A 17446-nucleotide genomic window follows, 5' to 3' on the forward strand; every position below is an offset into this window, starting at 1 on the left:
CACTCTTTGTGGGAGTGTCCAACGGCTTCTAAGCAGAGTCCAAATGTTTTATTTCCACCTGGGTCGATAGGAAAAAGCGATCAGACAAAGCGAATGGCGCAGTATCTAGATTATCAAGCAAGGTGACAATCCGTACACAGGCACAGTCAAGGGGAAAACCCTCAAAGGCTAAATGGCAAAGACACGCGTGTCTGGCGGGGGTAAAGCCAGTCCAGGATGCTCGGCCGCAAAATGATGCATGCGCTCCAGCGCCACGCCAATCACTGCCTGGGCGGTCTGCGTTAAAGGGTCGGGCCGCCAACTGGCGACCAGGCGCAAGTCGGGCAAGGCATGCTCACACACAATCTCCTGATACAGCCCACTGTCCAACTGACGGCTGACTGCCGCCAAGGGCAAAGTCGCAATGCAAGGTTGAGCTTCAATCAATTGCGTGCTGGCGGCAATCGAAGAGACATAGTGAATCCGTGCCTGATCCACCGGCAAGGGTTCGAGCAATTGCACCAAGGCCAGATGCGGCTGGGAGCCACGGGGAAACGTCACCAAAGGCCAACGCTGCACCAGTTCCTGCAAGCCGCTACGTACCGGCATGGATTCATCAGCCATGCACACCCAGCCCATGCGCATGGAGCCCATTGGCAGGTTGCGTATGCCATCCCCCATGATGGGGTCGGTCTGCAAGGCCACATCAATGGTGCCGCGCTTGAGCAAGTCATGCAGGCGCAAGGTGGATTCGGCGGTCAGCTCTATTTCCAGTTCGGGGTAGAGGGCATGCAACTGACGAATCAAATCCTTGAACCAGGTATGCACAATGGATTCGACCACACCCAGGCGCATACGGCCGCTTAAACGGCTGGAGCCTGCCAGGGCCTCGCGCAAATCGTGCTCCATACCCAGCATCTGCTCGGCATACTGCATCAGCTTGCGTCCTGCCGGGGTCAGGCGTAGATCACGGTGACCGCGCTCAAACAGGGTTTTCTGAAACTCGCTTTCCAGGGCCGCAATCCGCCCTGAAACAGCCGCTTGCGTCAAATGCTGCTTGTTCGCGGCTGCACGAAAACTGCCCAAGCGAGCGATCCAGATAAAGGTTTCCAAAAAGCGGATATTCATGCACCTGTCCTTTCGGGCTTGATCATGGCAGCCAGATGATACTGACTGCGCTGTTCACCAGGAACAGAGACAATCAGGCCCACACCATCCCCCACAAAAGCCTGCGTAGGCAAAGCATGGCCATGCGGCTGACCAGCAGCAATCTGAGCATGGCGCAGCAAGGAGACATGCGGACGAAAAAGACGTGGTTGCCGGGTCCAGCCCAAGGCAATCAGTTTGGCCCAAATCTCTTCGTGCCACTGCTGCAAGGCCGTCAATGCCTGGCTTTGCGACGCGTCCGGCCCAGCCCACACCACTCGCGGTTTCTCAAACACATCACGCATTGTCAGGTCCATCTTGATCTGCGGCACCGGCCATTGCGCCATCTGTGTCGCCAAGGTCTGCAGATCAGACACGCGGCTGCCATCCAGAAATGCCAGTGTTAAGTGAAAGTGATCGGGCTGCATCATGCGCCCGCCGTAAATCGCATGCGCCTGCAGCGCCTGTTCGGCCAGCCAGGCACGGGTTTGTACGTCCGGCCACCAACCGATAAATGCGCGCAAAACGTGATCGGCATCAAGCGACTGCAGGTCCAGCGTAGGCAAGGGAATCGTCATCAGCAAACCCTCAAACAAGACGGATCGAGAAAAAGGGCGTTTAGCCTAAGCCCTGCAAAGACGGCGCGCCAGATCATAAACAATATCCAAGGCCGGCAATTGCGTGCGACCTGACAAACGTACCGTGTTCGCAAACGGCCACAAAGTGCCGCAGCTTGCGAAAGCCCATGCTTGTCCCCTTGCTGACGCTTGAACCGGCTTATGCACAGACCGCATCAACTTGATGATTTTTTGGCGTTTGAGCCGCGCATTGTACCTGCATAGAATATGCTCGACCGCTTGGAAAGCCTATAAAAACACCGGAGACAACCATGGCTGTTTCCCCGACACAGCCGGGTACGCGCCACCACGTTTTAACAACCACCGGCTTGCTGTCGCTGGCAGGCAGGCCCCCTTCTTTAGAGCGCCAAGCCTTCGCAACAACCTCCCCCGACCGGGGTATGGCCCGAGACATCATCATGGCCAATACGCAGACCCTGTCGGGCTAGATTGCCAAACGCAAAGTCTCCTGTCACTGCCCTACGCATATGAGCAGGCCACGCAGTGGGTACAAAAACGCAAACCCGCCTTACTGGGTTAAGCCGAGCCAGATGCAGGCAACGATCACCCGACATAACGAAGTGGATTACAAGCCCTTCATTTACAAAACCTGACGTTTTTCTCTGTTTCCAAAACGCAAAACGATAGACGCCTAAAAACTCCATACCTAATATAAGCGGAGCGGTCCGAACCCCAGACCGACACACAGCACAGGAGTAGCACGATGGGTATTATCTCCATGATTATTGTGGGCTTTATCGTAGGTTTGCTGGCACGAGCCATCATGCCCGGCGACCAAAAAATGGGATGGATAATGACAACCATCCTGGGTATTGTCGGTGCCTTTGTGGCAGGTTATCTGGGACAAGCCATGGGCTGGTACGTGCCAGGGCAAGGCGCAGGCTGGATCGGCTCCATCGTGGGTGCCATCATCGTCCTCTTTGTCTACGGACTGATCAGCAAAAAAGCGTAAAACGCCGTATAAATACAAAACCGCAGCCTTGCAGCTAATGTGATTGGCAATCCGCAGTATCCCCACGGCCACACACTACTGGAAGGCTGCCATACCGCAGTCTGCCAGGCTGCATAAGGCGCGATTCACTGATACCTGTAGCTATCGCGACCCTGACTCACAGAAAAAACAGACGCTGTGTCATTGACCGCCAGCGCCTGAACACACAAAGCCTGACGCTCCCGGAGCCAGTCATGCCCTACACGATCACCTTAAGTCGCATTTACAACGCCATCCATGAGCCTGCCGGCAAAGCGGCCCGTGTACTCACAGACCGCCTCTGGCCACGCGGTCTGAGCAAAGACGAGTTGGGCGACATCCAATGGCTGCACGAGGCCAGCCCGGCAAGCGAATTGCGCAAAAATTTTCATAGCGGCGCCATCTCCCCCGAGCAATTCCAGCACCGCTATCACGAACAACTGCAGCACGACCCCGACGCCTTGTTTCCCCTGATGAAACTGGCCCGCCAAGGCGAGCTGCAATTGCTAACCGCCACCCACGACCCGCAAACCTCCTATCTGACGGTGCTGAAACAGGCTGTGATCGAGGCTTTGGCCAAAGAGGATCGCCTACACGACGGCAATGAACCCAGTTCGCCGGTTTGTTACGCGCACGTAGTGAAAGAAGACAAGCAATAAGCCGTGACTGGCTATCCCTGCGGCCGCCCGACAGTATTAGCGCCAGGCGCATTGCGCGCCCCCAGCAGACGCTGCACCAACCCCTGCACACACGCCTCGCGCCGTGAGTCCGGCGCATAGTCCGCTCGCAAAGTCGACCAGGCCGGATGAATCCGTGCCTGTGCCAGCTCCTCCGGCAGACCTTGTGCCCGCCAGACATTCAACTCCCGCTGCAAGGCCTGATCGAAATTCTCGGCATCAATCTCGCCCAGGCGAATCGGCGTCTGTGCGGCATGACCGCGTCGCTCCAAAGCCGCCATCAAACTTAGCTGCCGCACGGCCAGCAAGCGCAAGACGGCATCATCCACGCTAAGCTCAGTCTCGCCCCGCAACTTGCCCATCAAACGCTGGCCCCATTTGTCCGCGCCTTGCCACAAACCACCTGCCAAGGCGCCCAGAACCGTCCCGGTTCCTAAGCTCAGACCGCCCGTCATCACATCCAGCGTCGCGCCGGCCATGGCACCGGCAGCCACACCCTTGCCCAACTGCACGCCAAACTCCTTCAAGGCCTGGGGATCAAACAAGTCCATGCCCCAACGACCACCGTCAAAATGCAGCAGGTCCGCCACCACATCCTGACGGCCAAAGCTGTAGCGCTTGAGCAAAGCCTGCACACTCTTGGCCTCGCGCGCCAAGACCGGCTCCTTTAACTGCTGCGCGGCCAGTTCCATGGCCTCCTTGTCCGAGGGTGTACTGACCCGCCAGGCCGCCACATCCACCAGCAATTCTGCCAGCAGCCGCATCGCGTCTCGACGCCGCAATACCGCCTGCTGCGCCAAATCCACTTTCAACTGCTGCAACACTCCCGCCTGCGTCTCCAGCAGAACGGCAAGCTTGTCGTACAGTAAAGCCTCGCCATCCAAAGCCGGTGCCACCGTATCGAACTCCGCCAAGGCATGCAGCCCCAGACGTGCCAACGCACTGCGCCATTCCTGTACCCGCGCCTGCGGACTACGCACAAAATTGAGCACAGGCAGCAAAGGCCGCCCGCTATAGGCCAACAAAGTCAGCTCGTCCTTATGCTTGCTCAAGACAGGATCGCGCGCATCCACCACATACAAACCCGCATCGCAAGATTGCAACTTGCGCAGCACACGGGCTTCCTGCTCGAAACGGCCCTGTGCCGCCGGGGACTCCAGAAAACGACGTATCCGCTCCGGTCCATCAATACGTTCACCGGGCTGGCTGAGCTGATCCATAAAGTCCAGCAAGGCCATGCTGTCTTCCAGGCCGGGGGTGTCGAACAGCTCCACCAGGGCCTCGCCGTCCACCGTCAGTCTGGCTCCTTCCACATGCCGTGTAGTGCCAGGGCTATTGCTGACCTGCCCAAACTCCGTATCCCGCGTCAGGGTACGCAGCAAAGAGGTTTTACCCGTATTGGTGTGACCCACCACCGCCAGCGTCAAAGCCGCCGCACTCATGATGGCTCCTTCGTAGACAAGTCTGGCCATTGATCGTGAATCTGCCCAGGCGCAAAGCCTGCCGCCACCAAGCGCTCATGCCAACTGCGACGGCGCGTCTGGTCCGGGTCGGCCAAGGCGTCGTCCAGCAACACCACATCGGATTGCTGGGCCAACTGTGCCCATTCAACCAGCGTTGCCACCACACCACGGTCCGGCGTCTGGGCGGCATCACATACCATCAACAAATGGCGAGGACTGGCCGACTGCAAGCGCCCCAGAATATCCAGGCGCTCAGCGCGCGAATCCACCCGGCCCAAGTCCTGCATCTGTGTCTGCACGAAAGCAGGCGGCCAGCTATGTTCTGGCGGTAACTCCAGCCCCACCACGCACAGCGCATTAGCGGTCAAAGGCGTGCTGGGCTGGCTTTGAATGCGAGCCACCCTGTCGGGCGATGCCAATTCATCCACGCCCGTCGGTTCGCTGGCTGGCATCAAGCGCGGACGCAACTCTGCCAGGCCCGGCAGGCTGTCATCCAGACTCAAGCGAGCCGTATGTTTACGCCATTGCCACAGGCTCCAGGCCAAGGCCAGCACACGAGGCAGCAAACCATAGGTGACCACCGCGCCCAACAGCCAACTGGACCACAGGGCCTGAGCCTGGGCATCCAGCACTTGCAGGCCATCGCTGCTACGTATGGTGAAGGTATCGGGCTGGGCAAAGCCCAATAAGGACGGCAGGGCACCCAGGCCTTCAACCAGCCAGACAAAGCTATCTGGCGTCAAAAGCGTGGTTTCCCAATTGAAGTGATAGCGGCGCGAAGCCAGCAATAACAGCAGGGTGCTCAAGGCCGACAAAAAGGCCAGCACCCACAAGCTATGGCTGATCAGACCCGCTAGCCAGGACTGGCTACCTCGGCGTGCCAGTACGGCGGCAAAAGCCTGGGGTACCAGACTGGCATCGCCTTTGACGAAGCGGCGACTTAGCCACCACCAGGCATCACTGGCCCAACTGCCCGTGCCAGCGCTTTTGCCGGACCAGAACAAGCTGAACAGCCAGAAAATAAAGGTCAGCGCGTGCAAACCCAGCAAAGCCCCCAAGGCCGTCAATACATTCACGGCTCGACTGCCATCGCCCAGTGCTCCTGCAGCGGTCCCGGCGCCTGCCAACAAAGCCAGCACCGCCATGGCGATCAGCAGGAGGCGGGCCATACGCCACCAACGCGTCCAGGCTTGTTCCAGCCCATCGCGCCGCGCCAGAGCCAAAGCGCGTGCCGATACACGTTGAGCAAATGAACCACCCGCCGCCCGCGCACGGCGCGATTCAGACAGGTCCTCAATAGGGCCCCACAGGGTTTCGCGCAAACGTATGGCTTCCACCAGAGTTTGCTGCTGCCAGGAGCCGACGGATTCAGACGGTTTCATGGCACTGGCCACCACTTAAAGGAGTACCGGTTCGTCAGGCAAAGCATTGCCCGCCGCACCCGGAGTCTGCGTCGGGGCACCTTTTTGCAAGACAGCTTCGATGGCACTGACCGCCCCCAGCAAGCCGGACAAATACTCGCGCGAGGCCAGATCTTTCTCCAGTTGCCGACAGATCTGTTCCCATTGCGCCGGATCGGCCTGGATACCCCGGTCCGCAATGATATGGATACGGCGTTGGCCCAAGGCCAGGTACAGCAAAACGCCAGAATTCAAAGGCGTATCCCAGACACGCAAACGGCCAAAAACCTCCAGAGCACGTTGGGCGCTGTCGGCTTCATGAGCGGGTAAAACGGCTTCAATGGCGACGACCAGCTCACCGCTATGATCCTCTTCACCTTTGCGGATCTGTTCAGCCAGATGGCCCAGCATTTCAGCATTGAAATAACGACGGCGCAGCCATTGACCTTGCACCGACGCCCAGCCCGAGAGTTCTTTCCAATTCACACGCATATCGCTCCCCTGTGGCCTTACCAACTACCGGAAGCGCCACCGCCTCCGCTACCGCCACCACCGCCGCCGCTGCCTCCGCCAAAACCACCGAAGCCCCCGCCACTGCTACCATTTCCACCAAAGCCACCGGAAGAATAACCGCCCAACCCTCCAATGACGCCACCACGGCGCGAGGCACGCCCGGAACTGGACTTACCGCCCGCACCAAAGAGTCGGCCAATCAGGCTCAATCCAGCGCCCACAACAGCAGCCAACAAGGCCAAGCCAATACTGCCCGAGACAATCAGGGTAAAGACGCCTGCGGCAAAGGCAGCAAACAAGGGAGAGGCAAAAAACACAATTGCCCCCACAGCCAGCAAAGGCTCCCAGAACACGCCTTCTTCACCTGACGAAGTAACAGGCGCATTCTTAGGGGGAGGGGGAAGCTCTTCACCATTGACCAAGCCCACCAGACTATCGGCAGCAGCCTGAATACCAGCGTAGAAATTGCCTTCCATAAAACGAGGCGTCATCTGTTCGCGAATGATGCGGCCAGCCTGCAAATCGGTCACTGCGCCTTCCAAGCCGTAGCCGGTCTGGATACGCATGCGGCGATCATCCTTGGCCACCAACAGCAAGATGCCATCATCCACTTTTTTGCGGCCAATTTCCCACTGATCAAAAACACGCAAGGCGTATTGCTCGATGGTTTCGTCGCCCGTGGTGGGCACCATCAAAATGACCACCTGTGCGCCTTTTTCCTGCTCCACCGCCTTGAGCTGCTGGTTCAGGGCGTCTTTTTGATCCGGACTCAAGGTGCCCGTGGTATCGGTCACCCAACCCGCAATGGCGGGAATAGGCTCGGGTTTGGCATGCGCTTGTGCCCAGGGCCAGCACAAGAACAGCAGTGCCATCAACCAGCCACAAACCCAGACCAGCCTGCCAGAACGTGCAGACCCAGGCCCAGCAGTCCGTGCAAGATCGTGCACGTTCATGGTGCCACCTCCAGAATTAATCAAGACCCGGCAGGAGCAGGGGTCGCAGGGATATCAAACTTGACCTCGGGATCCCGCGTGATCTCGCTTTGACGATCCACACCGTAGTTTTCCTTGACCTTGTAACCAAATAGCTTGGCGGTAATCAGGGTAGGGAACTGACGAATGAACAGGTTGTATTCCTGCACAGCCTGTACATAACGGCCACGCTCGGTAGCGATACGGTTTTCCGTGCCTTCAAGCTGTGTCATCAAATCACGGAACAGGCCGTCGCTTTTCAGTTGTGGGTAGTTTTCCGAGACGGCAATCAAACGCGACAAGGCCGAGGACAACTGGTTCTGGGCTTGCTGGAAACGCGCCATGACTTCGGGGTTGTCCAGATCATCCACTTTCATCTGAATCGTGCCGACCTTGGCGCGAGCCTCAGTGACTTGGGTGAGCACCGCGCGCTCGTTAACCATATAGGCATTGACCGAGCTGACCAGTTTGGGCACCAGTTCGGCCCGGCGCTCGTATTGATTCAAGGTTTGCGACCAAGCAGCCTTGACCTGCTCGTCCAAGCGCTGGATCTCGTTATACCCACAACCAGAGAGCAAGACCGCTACACTGCTGATAAAGACCCATCGTATCCATGATGTCATGATTTTTTCCTGCAAAAATAAGCAGATAAACAACAAAAAAGGGTTTTAACCCATTCGCTCGGGCACCTGCCAAACCGAGCCCGGCAGTGCGTGCACGCCCAGCGTAAACCGCGTCCCGCCGCATAACAAGTGCGTCTATGACGGCGCTTAACAATTTCTGTCAAATCCGGCTACGCAGCAAGCCTGACCTTTGATGCTTGAAACAGGTTGTTTTAACGCGACCACTCAAAATGATACAAGATGGTCAATGAGGATTTTTACTGATTTCACGCTATAATGGCTGATTGCGCAGCGCACCAATCACTGCGCCTCTTGCAGCAGGCGGCGTTCTTGCCCCTGCCGTGGCATCGTCGCCATAAACAAAATACCTTAGCCTGGATTGGTAGGGCCCCAAAGAGGGCTTTTGGGCTAGTCACTGGAAAATTCTTGGACTCTCAAATCACTTTTGCCTCTCTTGAGCTGGCAGAACCTCTGTTGCGTGCTGTAACCGACGCAGGCTATACCCACCCCACCCCTATTCAGGCCCAGGCTATCCCTAAGGTCATTGAAGGTGGTGACCTGTTGGCCGCTGCTCAAACCGGCACTGGCAAGACCGCAGGCTTTACCCTGCCTATCTTGCACCGTCTGCTGAACAACCCTCAGCAAAATCGTAAACCAGGCCGCCCACGTGCGCTGATCCTGGCTCCTACCCGTGAACTGGCCGCCCAGGTTGAAGAATCGGTACGTTTGTACAGCCAGCACACCCGTCTGCGCTCGATGGTCATGTTTGGTGGCGTGAACATCAACCCCCAGTTCCATGCCCTGCGCAAGCCACTGGACATTCTGGTCGCCACCCCTGGCCGTTTGCTGGATCACGTGCGTCAACGCACGGTAGACCTGACTGGCGTGGAAATTCTGGTGCTGGACGAAGCCGACCGCATGCTGGACATGGGCTTTATCCGCGACATTCGCAAGATCATCAGCCTGATGCCCGTTGAGCGTCAGACCCTGCTGTTCTCGGCTACCTTCTCGGACGAAATCCGTGAGCTGGCCCGCAGCTCGCTGAACAACCCGGTCGAAGTGGCTGTTGCTGCTCGCAACACCACCAATGAACTGATTACCCAGCAAGTGATTCTGGCTGACCAGGCACACAAACGTGACCTGCTAAGCCACATCATCCGCGAAAGCAGTTGGAACCAGGTGCTGGTGTTCTGCCGCACCAAGCACGGCGCCAACCGTTTGGCCGAAAAACTGTCCAAAGACGGTATGGCGGCTGAAGCCCTGCACGGCAACAAGAGCCAGGCGGCTCGTACCCGTGCGCTGGCCGGCTTCAAGAACGGCAAGGTTGTGGTGCTGGTTGCCACCGACATCGCCGCACGTGGTCTGGACATTGATCAACTGCCTTACGTGGTGAACTTCGAACTGCCTAACGTGCCTGAAGATTACGTTCACCGTATTGGCCGTACTGGCCGTGCCGGTAGCGAAGGCGTGGCCCTGTCGCTGGTCGATCGCAGCGAAATGCGTTTGCTCAAGCAGATCGAGCGCATGACCCGCAATCCTATCGAGCGCATTGTGGTGGAAGGCTGGACGCCTCCCTCGCGTGCTGCTCTGGCTGAAGAAGCCAAGGAAGACACCTACGCAGAGCGCCGTTTCCACAGCGCTCCTGGCCCTGGTGCTCGTGCTCCAGCAGGTGCTCGCCGCTCAGGTGGCGGTGGTGGTCAGGCTCGCTCGCCTGAAGGCCGTGGTGGTAATGGCGAAAGCCGTCCACGCCGTCCTGGCAATGACAACCGTCCACGTCGCAGCGCCGCTCCTGGTGGTGCAGGTGGTGGTGCTGCCCGTGCCGGTCAAGGCCGCCCCGGTGGCCGTCAGGACAGCCGTGGCCCGAACCGCAGCAACCGCAGCGCCGCCCAAGCCAAAGCCTAAACCCTGCAAAAGGGGCTGTGCCTGCCAAAGGCGGGCACAGCGCCCGCCTTTGAACCGAGCACACCATGGCACTGAGCACCTGGCTCGCCTTTTTCGCGGCTTCCTGGGTCATTTCCTTCTCACCCGGTCCCGGCGCGATCTCCTCCATGTCCTCGGGCCTGAAATACGGCTTCAAACGTGGGTATTGGATGGCGATTGGCCTGAATATCGGAATCATGATCCAGATATTCATCATCAGCCTGGGGCTTGGACAAGTTCTGGCGCGCTCGGAACTGGCGTTCACCACGCTTAAGTGGCTGGGCGCGGCGTACCTGATTTATCTGGGCTGGAAGCAATTACGCACTGACGCCATGCCGGTGCAGGTCACAGGCCAGGCACCCAGCGATTTTCGCATTCGTGATCTATTGCTTCGTGGTTGTCTGATCAATATCACCAACCCCAAGGGGCTGGTATTTCTGCTGGCCATCATGCCCCAGTTTCTGGACTTGAATCGGCCCATGCCACTGCAATACCTGCTGATCGCCATGACCCTGTGCTTTACGGATCTGGTGGCCATGGGTTGCTACACCTCGCTGGCCGCGCGCATGTTGCATTTGCTCCGTCAGGCCAGCCACGTACGGCTGCTGAACCGCGTATTCGGTTCGCTATTTATCCTGGCAGGGACGGTATTGGCCGGCGTGTCGCGTTAGCCTTGTGCACGCATCAACTTGCCCCCAAGCCCTGCTTTACGGATAATTCGCTCACTGTTTTCCACGCGCCAGACTGGCGCTGCCACAAGGATTTTCAATGTCGTCCGGTGACATACGCTCTGAAGTCAAGAAACGCCGCACCTTTGCCATCATTTCGCACCCTGACGCGGGTAAGACCACACTGACTGAAAAACTGCTGCTGTTCGCAGGTGCGATTCAGATTGCAGGGAGCGTCAAGGCCCGTAAAGCCAGCCGCCACGCCTCCTCGGACTGGATGGAAATTGAAAAACAACGTGGTATTTCGGTGGCCTCCTCGGTCATGCAGATGGAGTACCGCGACTGCGTGATCAACTTGCTCGACACCCCTGGTCACCAGGACTTCTCGGAAGATACCTACCGTGTGCTGACCGCTGTGGACGCCGCCTTGATGGTGATTGACGCGGCCAACGGTGTGGAACCGCAGACCATCCGCCTCTTGCAAGTGTGCCGGGCTCGCAATACGCCCATCATCACCTTTGTGAACAAGCTGGACCGCGAAGTTCAAGAGCCGCTGGATGTGCTGTCGGAAATTGAGTCGCACCTGGGTATGGAAGTAGTGCCTTTTTCCTGGCCTATCGGGATGGCGCGTCGCTTTGGCGGTGTGTTCAATCTGCGCGCCAATCATATGCGTGTGTTCAAACCCGGTCAGGAACGCCATGGCCAGGATGAAATCATCCCCGGCCTGGACAACCCCGTGATTGCCGAGCGTTTTGGCGAACCCTTTGAAAAGGCACAGGAAGAGATTGAGCTGCTCAACGCCGCCGCCCCAGAGTTCGACCTGGAAATGTTCCTGGCTGGCCAGCAAACGCCTGTTTTCTTTGGCTCGGCCATCAATAACTTTGGTGTGCAGGAAGTGCTGGACGCGCTGGTTGACCTGGCCCCTTCTCCAGGCCCACGCGCCGCCTTGCAGCGCGAAGTGCAGCCCGACGAACCCAAGTTCAGTGGTGTGGTGTTCAAGGTGCAAGCCAATATGGACCCCGCCCACCGTGACCGCGTGGCCTTTGTGCGCGTCAGCTCGGGCCATTTCAAGCGCGGCATGAAACTGAAAGTGTCACGTACTGGCAAGGAAATTCGCCCCAACAACGTGGTGTCCTTCCTGTCGCAACGTCGTGAACTGCTGGACGATGCCTTTGCCGGTGACATCATCGGTGTCCCCAATCACGGCATCCTGCAATTGGGCGACGTGCTGACTGAAGGCGAAAACCTGCAGTTCACCGGCTTGCCGTTCTTTGCCCCTGAACTGTTCCAGTCCATTGAGGTCAAAGATCCTTTGCGCACTAAACAGTTGCGTACCGGCCTGACCCAACTGGGTGAAGAGGGCGCCATTCAGGTGTTCCGTCCCCATATGGCAGGCGGCATGATGCTCCTGGGTGCTGTCGGCCAACTGCAGTTTGAAGTGGTGGCACACCGCCTGAAAACCGAATACGGTGTGGAAGCACGCCTATCGTCCAGCCGCTTTAACCTGGCTCGTTGGGTCACCGCCAAAGACCCTAAAGACATGAAGAAGTTTATCGAGACCAACGCCGGCAATATTGCCTATGACGTGGTCGAGGCCATTGCCTTTTTAGCAACATCGCCTGCGCAACTGCGTGTGGCTCAGGAGCTCAATCCAGGCATTGAATTTCACGCATTACGTGAACACGGTGGACACGTTTTCGGGGATGCCGTCTAATTCTGTCACAAGAACAGGGCCGACATTTCGCTACAATGACGGCTCTTTTCTTTTAATAACGCGCATCCGACCCATCGGATCGCTCCTGACTCAAAACCGAGACATCGCTTATGCCCTGGCGTTTTATCATTGCTGTCTTGCTGCTGGCCGCAGGTGCCTCAGTATGGGGCGGCCTGGAACTGGGGAACTGGCTCATCGCGCACGGCCCAGAGAAGTCTATGGTGGTCAGTACGCCTGATCCGTCCGATCTGCCTACGCTCGATGCCGATGGCAAGCCCTTTACCGCCCAGCCGCCACAACCCTTGATCAACGGTCGCTTAGGCGTGCCACAAGCCCCAACGCCGATTGCTTGGGAAATTGACACATCTACCCTTACTGAAGAGCAGCCTCCCATTGCTTTGGCCACAACCTCCATTTCGCTGGAGCAGGCGATACAAATCGCCATGGCCGAGCAGAACCGGGAGTTGCAAGGAATTGCCCGCGTGAATCTGGGTGGCACCGAGCCCATTCAGCCGGTCGATGTCGGCACACCACCGCCACCACCACCACAAGATATTCAAGTGGCCAGCAACAATGGCGGCGCCTGGCAGGCACAACTGCAGCAAGAGTTAAATGCCTGTAGCCAAAAAGGATTTTTTGATCGCCCAAGTTGCTCCTGGGACGCCCGGAATAAATATTGCGGTCCAAACGATGCATGGGGCAAGGTTCCTGGCTGTCCAAAAAAATCCTTCTAAAGAAACAGCCGCGTTTTTTGACCACTACCACCCTTTACCCTTAGCACTGCACGTCCAAGGCCGCGCACTGCGAATGGCAGGGAAAATAAAAAAGCACCCGTTAGAGAACGGGTGCTTTTTATTGTCTGAGCAACCAGCAAGCTTACTCGCCGTGATCGCCCATCTGTGATTGCAGGTAGTTCTGCAGTCCCACTTTTTCGATTAGCTCCAGCTGTGTACCCAGCCAATCGATGTGTTCTTCGGTATCGTCCAAAATCTTCAAAAACAAATCACGCGAGACATAATCGCGGGTGGACTCACAGTACTCAATCGCTTCCACCACCGTCTGACGGGCAGCCTGTTCCAGCTTCAAGTCACAGCCCAGCAGTTCAGGCACGTTCTCACCGATCATGATCTTGTGCATGTCCTGCAGGTTGGGCAGGCCGTCCAACATGAAGATACGTTCGATCAGCATATCGGCGTGCTTCATCTCGCCGATGGACTCGTCATACTCATGTTTGCCCAGCTTGTTAAAGCCCCAATGGTTCAACATGCGAGCGTGCAAGAAGTATTGATTGATTGCTGTTAGTTCGTTCTTTAGCTGCTTGTTCAGATGCTGAATTACCACTTTATCGCCAAACATGCTGTTCTCCTGTAAATCTGACGGCGCTCCCCCCAAGGAGCCGCCGAGCCCCCACAAACGCTACTTCCGCCAGTGATCGCACACAAGCGCGATATAGGCAAAAACACAGTGGGAGGTGAATGTGACAGGCTACCATGCACGCATGGGCAATGGCTTAAAAAACAAAGAAGCACCCAGAAAGCGTTGCACTTTTGGGTTAGTAGCAGGAACAATAACAATCATTCCCACTAGCAACAGCGGGAATGTGAAATCCTGATCAAAAACACGCGCTTAGGCGCGACAAACAAGGCGGCCGAACTCAGGGGCAGGGATCAGGCTGTCGTTGGCAGCGTAATCCACCCGGGCGGTTTCAAGGCTAGCAATCATGCTTTGATTGGCATAGCGCCCGCCGGGCAAATAATCCTGAGCAGTCTCGGCGCAGCAGCCACAGCAAGACGCCACGCCAAGCTGACCTTGCAGGTCTGCCAGGCTGGAAGCGCCGCCACGTACAGCTTCTTGTACTTGACGCTCGGTGATCGCGTTACATATGCAGATAAACATGAGAACTATTATTATCAAGAAACATAAAAATATCAAGAGTCATTCTCATTAAGAAAGCTATCACGCCAACATATATCCAAGAAGCGCTTTCCGCCTGCCTTTGCAGGCTGGCCCAACACCGACAAACGCATCAATTCTGCAACAAGTGGTCCATCAACAAGCGCGCAGCGGGCGACAAGCTATAACGGCTACGCACACACAAGGCGACACGACGAGCCGTCCAAGGTTCCTTGATCACACACATCACCAGGCCCAGGCTTTGCACATAGGATTGCGCCACAGAGCGCGGCAGCACACCAATGCCCAGACCGGCCTCAATCATGCGGCATTGGGCATCATAGCTGGTTACCTGTACACGGCAACGCCAGGTACGCTCCAGCTCGCTGGCAGCACGTAACAGCAAAAGATTGGGGTGACTGCCGGTATGCATCCCGACATAGTCAAAATCCAGCGTTTCACTAAAGGCCAGCTCGTTCCGTCCAGCCAATGGATGATTCGCCGACACCAGCAAAACCAACTGGTCCTGACGGTAGTCGTAGTACTCCACCTCAGCACTACCTACGCCTCGAATCAACACACCCAGATCCGCATTATTGTCAGCCACCGCCTGCGCGACTCCGGCACTGATCCGCTCCTCCAACGACACCCGCACTTTAGGATGACGCGCCATAAAAGAGCTTAGGGCCTGCGGCAGAAATTGCGTGATGGAGGACAGGTTCGCCGCAATCCGCACATTGCCGGTAGCCCCTCCGGCAAAGTCACGCATCAAGGCCCCCATGGCGTCCATATCATCGAGCAAACGCTGAGCCATGGCAGCCAGCGATTTACCTGCTGCGGTCGGATACACACCTTTATTGCTACGCTCGATCAAAGCCGCGCCTAATTGCTGCTCCAGATCGCTAAGGCGCTTGCTGACTGCCGCAGGCGCAATGTGAAACTGCTCGGCCGCCCCCGAGATGGTGCCGCGTTCCAGCACCAACAAAAATAGCCGCAAAGATTTGGGATCGATGTTCATAAGCCGGTATTCCATCCTAGGAGAGGCGAATCGACAAGCGCCTTACCATCATAAATTGCGATAGCACCATCGTATTTTGACGCTGTACTCACGTCATTAGCGATGACAGACTACACAAATAATACGGAACCTGATTAATTAAATCGGGGAAAAATAGTAAAGGGAGAACAAATGCGCGACAGCGACAATCTGAAAGGGGGGTTTGACGGCACCCTGCCCTTGGGGCAACAGCCAGCTTTGGTCGTTATCGACTTTCAACGCGGTTTTACAGAGCCTGGTCTGACACCACTGGCATCAAACTGCGACAGCCAGATCGAGCAAACCAATGCCTTGATCGGCGCCATGCGTGGCAAGGGCCGCGTTATTTTCACCATCATTGGCTACGAAGCCCATCTGGCCGACGCCAATCTGTGGCTGACCAAGGCTTCGTCATTGCGCTGCCTGCTGCGCGGCTCCTCGGCCTGTGAGCTGGATCCACGGCTCGATTACGACCCTGCACAAGACATCATCCTGTACAAGACCCAGGCCTCCGCCTTTTATGGCACGCCACTGCCCGCCTTGCTGGCCCATCAAGGCTGCGACATGCTGATTGTGGCCGGCGCCACCACCAGCGGTTGCGTGCGTGCCAGCGTGGTAGACAGCCTGCAATCAGGATTTGCCCCGTTCGTGGCTGAAGATGCGGTAGCTGACCGCTCACCAGCCCAACACCGCAGCAATCTGGTCGATATGGCCAGCAAATACGCCGAAGTACTGCCCTCGGCCAACTTGATCGCCCATTTACACACGCTTTAACGCCACACAAAAAAAGAAACCACAGGAGACATTCATGAAAAAAGCCCTGACAGCGGCTCTGGCCGCCTGCACCCTGACGCTGGGCATCTCGCCTGCGCACGCCCAAGAAGTCGAGCTGACCTTTTCAACCTACCTGCCACCGGCTTACGAATACGCCTGGAAACCCATCGAGAACTTCGTTCAGAACGTAGAAAAAGAAAGCCAGGGCCGCATCAAGATCAATGTGTTCCATTCCGGCCAGTTGTTTGACGGCTACGAGGAACTGCCTGCCCTGTCGCGTGGTGACGTGGACATCATCAACATGACCAGCACCTACCCCAGCGGTACCATACCTGCGCTGAACATTTTCACCCTGCCATTTCTGTTTGACAGCACGGCTCACCTAAAGCGCGCCCTGGACCAGGGCCTGTTCAAGCTAGGTGCCGAGCAGGAGCTGCGCGACACGCACGATGCCGTTGTGCTGGGCCTGGCTCCCTGGGATCCGTACGAGTTCTACAGCCGCAAGTCCCCCATCAATTCGGCCGCTGATGCCAAGGGTAAAGTCTGGGCCTCGACCAGCTCCATGGACGCACGCGCACTGCAATTGCTGGGCGGCTCGCCTACCGGCATGCCGTCTTCCGAGCTATACCTGGCCTTTGACCGCGGTGTAATCGACGCGACCCCACGCCCATTGCTGACCGGTATTGGCCGCAATCTGTACGAAGTCGCCAAGTACCTTTCCATCGCCAACTTTGGTATCGACGTGTCCGTGCTGACCATCAACCGTAAAAAGTGGGAGTCCCTGCCACCTGATCTGCAAGAGATCATCCGCAAGGCCGCTCACCAGCGGGACCAAGAGCAGTTTGAACGTGTTAACGCCTTTGTAGACCAGGCTCTGACGCGCTACCAACAAGCCGGCGTAACCATCAACCGCATTGAACCTGCACAACTGGACGAGATGCGCAAACTGACCCGTCCCGCTATTGACGAGTGGAGCAAGCAGGTTGATAACGGTCCTGCCTACCTGGACCTGATCGAGAAAACCCGCCAGCCCTGATCACGCGTGAATGCACGCCAGTATG

General features: G+C 57.2%; 19 protein-coding genes. 9 read left to right on the top strand and 10 right to left on the bottom strand.

The window, feature by feature from the left end; all coding sequences use genetic code 11:
- Nucleotides 1-168 precede the first annotated feature (168 nt).
- Both AC6I6N_RS13340 and thpR read right to left on the bottom strand, forming a co-directional pair.
- Complete coding sequence (locus tag AC6I6N_RS13340) at nt 169-1107, bottom strand: LysR family transcriptional regulator (RefSeq protein WP_230019486.1); 939 nt, start codon at nt 1105-1107, stop codon at nt 169-171.
- Nucleotides 1104-1703: an RNA 2',3'-cyclic phosphodiesterase gene (gene thpR, locus AC6I6N_RS13345; RefSeq protein WP_094198228.1), complete on the bottom strand. Its 600-nt coding sequence runs from the start codon at nt 1701-1703 to the stop codon at nt 1104-1106. The genes AC6I6N_RS13340 and thpR overlap by 4 nt, the downstream gene beginning before the upstream one ends.
- A 311-nt stretch (nt 1704-2014) precedes the next feature.
- On the opposite strand from thpR, the gene AC6I6N_RS13350 reads away from it, so the two are divergent.
- The 3 genes from AC6I6N_RS13350 to AC6I6N_RS13360 all read left to right on the top strand — a co-directional run bounded on the left by AC6I6N_RS13350 (nt 2015) and on the right by AC6I6N_RS13360 (nt 3392).
- Nucleotides 2015-2191, top strand: coding sequence for a hypothetical protein (locus AC6I6N_RS13350; protein WP_159063886.1), 177 nt, complete (start codon nt 2015-2017; stop codon nt 2189-2191).
- A gap of 275 nt (nt 2192-2466) precedes the next feature.
- A complete protein-coding gene (locus AC6I6N_RS13355) occupies nt 2467-2715 on the top strand; it encodes a GlsB/YeaQ/YmgE family stress response membrane protein (RefSeq protein ID WP_094195272.1) in 249 nt (82 codons plus the stop codon).
- A gap of 233 nt (nt 2716-2948) precedes the next feature.
- Nucleotides 2949-3392 (top strand): DUF488 family protein, N3 subclade, encoded by a 444-nt coding sequence (locus AC6I6N_RS13360; protein ID WP_321269237.1) that lies wholly within the window; start codon nt 2949-2951, stop codon nt 3390-3392.
- A gap of 11 nt (nt 3393-3403) precedes the next feature.
- Here the strand turns inward: AC6I6N_RS13360 and AC6I6N_RS13365 are convergent, their stop codons facing one another.
- The 5 genes from AC6I6N_RS13365 to AC6I6N_RS13385 are packed head-to-tail and all read right to left on the bottom strand — an operon-like array spanning nt 3404 to nt 8380.
- The gene (locus tag AC6I6N_RS13365; RefSeq protein ID WP_121737685.1) at nt 3404-4852 is read right to left on the bottom strand and encodes a DUF3482 domain-containing protein; all 1449 of its coding nucleotides are present in this window, start codon (nt 4850-4852) and stop codon (nt 3404-3406) included.
- The gene (locus AC6I6N_RS13370; protein WP_125277879.1) at nt 4849-6255 is read right to left on the bottom strand and encodes a DUF2868 domain-containing protein; all 1407 of its coding nucleotides are present in this window, start codon (nt 6253-6255) and stop codon (nt 4849-4851) included. The genes AC6I6N_RS13365 and AC6I6N_RS13370 overlap by 4 nt, the downstream gene beginning before the upstream one ends.
- 15 nt (nt 6256-6270) lie before the next feature.
- Nucleotides 6271-6765, bottom strand: coding sequence for a TPM domain-containing protein (locus tag AC6I6N_RS13375; RefSeq protein ID WP_497943560.1), 495 nt, complete (start codon nt 6763-6765; stop codon nt 6271-6273).
- Nucleotides 6766-6782: 17 nt separating this feature from the next.
- Nucleotides 6783-7739 (bottom strand): TPM domain-containing protein, encoded by a 957-nt coding sequence (locus AC6I6N_RS13380; RefSeq protein WP_094195267.1) that lies wholly within the window; start codon nt 7737-7739, stop codon nt 6783-6785.
- A gap of 20 nt (nt 7740-7759) precedes the next feature.
- Nucleotides 7760-8380 carry a LemA family protein gene (locus AC6I6N_RS13385; RefSeq protein ID WP_094195266.1) on the bottom strand — a complete coding sequence of 207 codons (621 nt, stop codon included), beginning with the start codon at nt 8378-8380 and terminating at the stop codon, nt 7760-7762.
- A gap of 426 nt (nt 8381-8806) precedes the next feature.
- On the opposite strand from AC6I6N_RS13385, the gene AC6I6N_RS13390 reads away from it, so the two are divergent.
- The 4 genes from AC6I6N_RS13390 to AC6I6N_RS13405 all read left to right on the top strand — a co-directional run bounded on the left by AC6I6N_RS13390 (nt 8807) and on the right by AC6I6N_RS13405 (nt 13416).
- Nucleotides 8807-10282, top strand: coding sequence for a DEAD/DEAH box helicase (locus AC6I6N_RS13390; protein ID WP_230019491.1), 1476 nt, complete (start codon nt 8807-8809; stop codon nt 10280-10282).
- A gap of 65 nt (nt 10283-10347) precedes the next feature.
- Nucleotides 10348-10971 carry a LysE family transporter gene (locus AC6I6N_RS13395; RefSeq protein WP_094195264.1) on the top strand — a complete coding sequence of 208 codons (624 nt, stop codon included), beginning with the start codon at nt 10348-10350 and terminating at the stop codon, nt 10969-10971.
- A gap of 97 nt (nt 10972-11068) precedes the next feature.
- Nucleotides 11069-12682, top strand: a complete 1614-nt coding sequence (locus AC6I6N_RS13400; RefSeq protein ID WP_094195263.1) for a peptide chain release factor 3 — start codon at nt 11069-11071, stop codon at nt 12680-12682.
- A gap of 110 nt (nt 12683-12792) precedes the next feature.
- Entirely contained in the window at nt 12793-13416 is a 624-nt protein-coding gene (locus AC6I6N_RS13405; RefSeq protein ID WP_094195262.1) for a hypothetical protein, read from the top strand.
- Nucleotides 13417-13558: 142 nt separating this feature from the next.
- On the opposite strand, the gene bfr is transcribed toward AC6I6N_RS13405, so the two are convergent.
- The 3 genes from bfr to AC6I6N_RS13420 all read right to left on the bottom strand — a co-directional run bounded on the left by bfr (nt 13559) and on the right by AC6I6N_RS13420 (nt 15593).
- Nucleotides 13559-14038, bottom strand: coding sequence for a bacterioferritin (gene bfr / locus AC6I6N_RS13410; protein ID WP_094195261.1), 480 nt, complete (start codon nt 14036-14038; stop codon nt 13559-13561).
- Between the two features lie 270 nt (nt 14039-14308).
- Entirely contained in the window at nt 14309-14578 is a 270-nt protein-coding gene (locus tag AC6I6N_RS13415; RefSeq protein WP_094195260.1) for a (2Fe-2S)-binding protein, read from the bottom strand.
- 130 nt (nt 14579-14708) lie between these two features.
- Nucleotides 14709-15593, bottom strand: coding sequence for a LysR family transcriptional regulator (locus tag AC6I6N_RS13420; RefSeq protein ID WP_094195259.1), 885 nt, complete (start codon nt 15591-15593; stop codon nt 14709-14711).
- Nucleotides 15594-15764: 171 nt separating this feature from the next.
- On the opposite strand from AC6I6N_RS13420, the gene AC6I6N_RS13425 reads away from it, so the two are divergent.
- Entirely contained in the window at nt 15765-16385 is a 621-nt protein-coding gene (locus tag AC6I6N_RS13425; protein WP_094195258.1) for an isochorismatase family protein, read from the top strand.
- A 34-nt stretch (nt 16386-16419) separates the two neighbouring features.
- Complete coding sequence (locus AC6I6N_RS13430) at nt 16420-17421, top strand: TRAP transporter substrate-binding protein (protein ID WP_094195257.1); 1002 nt, start codon at nt 16420-16422, stop codon at nt 17419-17421.
- Nucleotides 17422-17446 lie beyond the last annotated feature (25 nt).

The organism is Alcaligenes sp. LTN-3 (genome assembly GCF_059735605.1).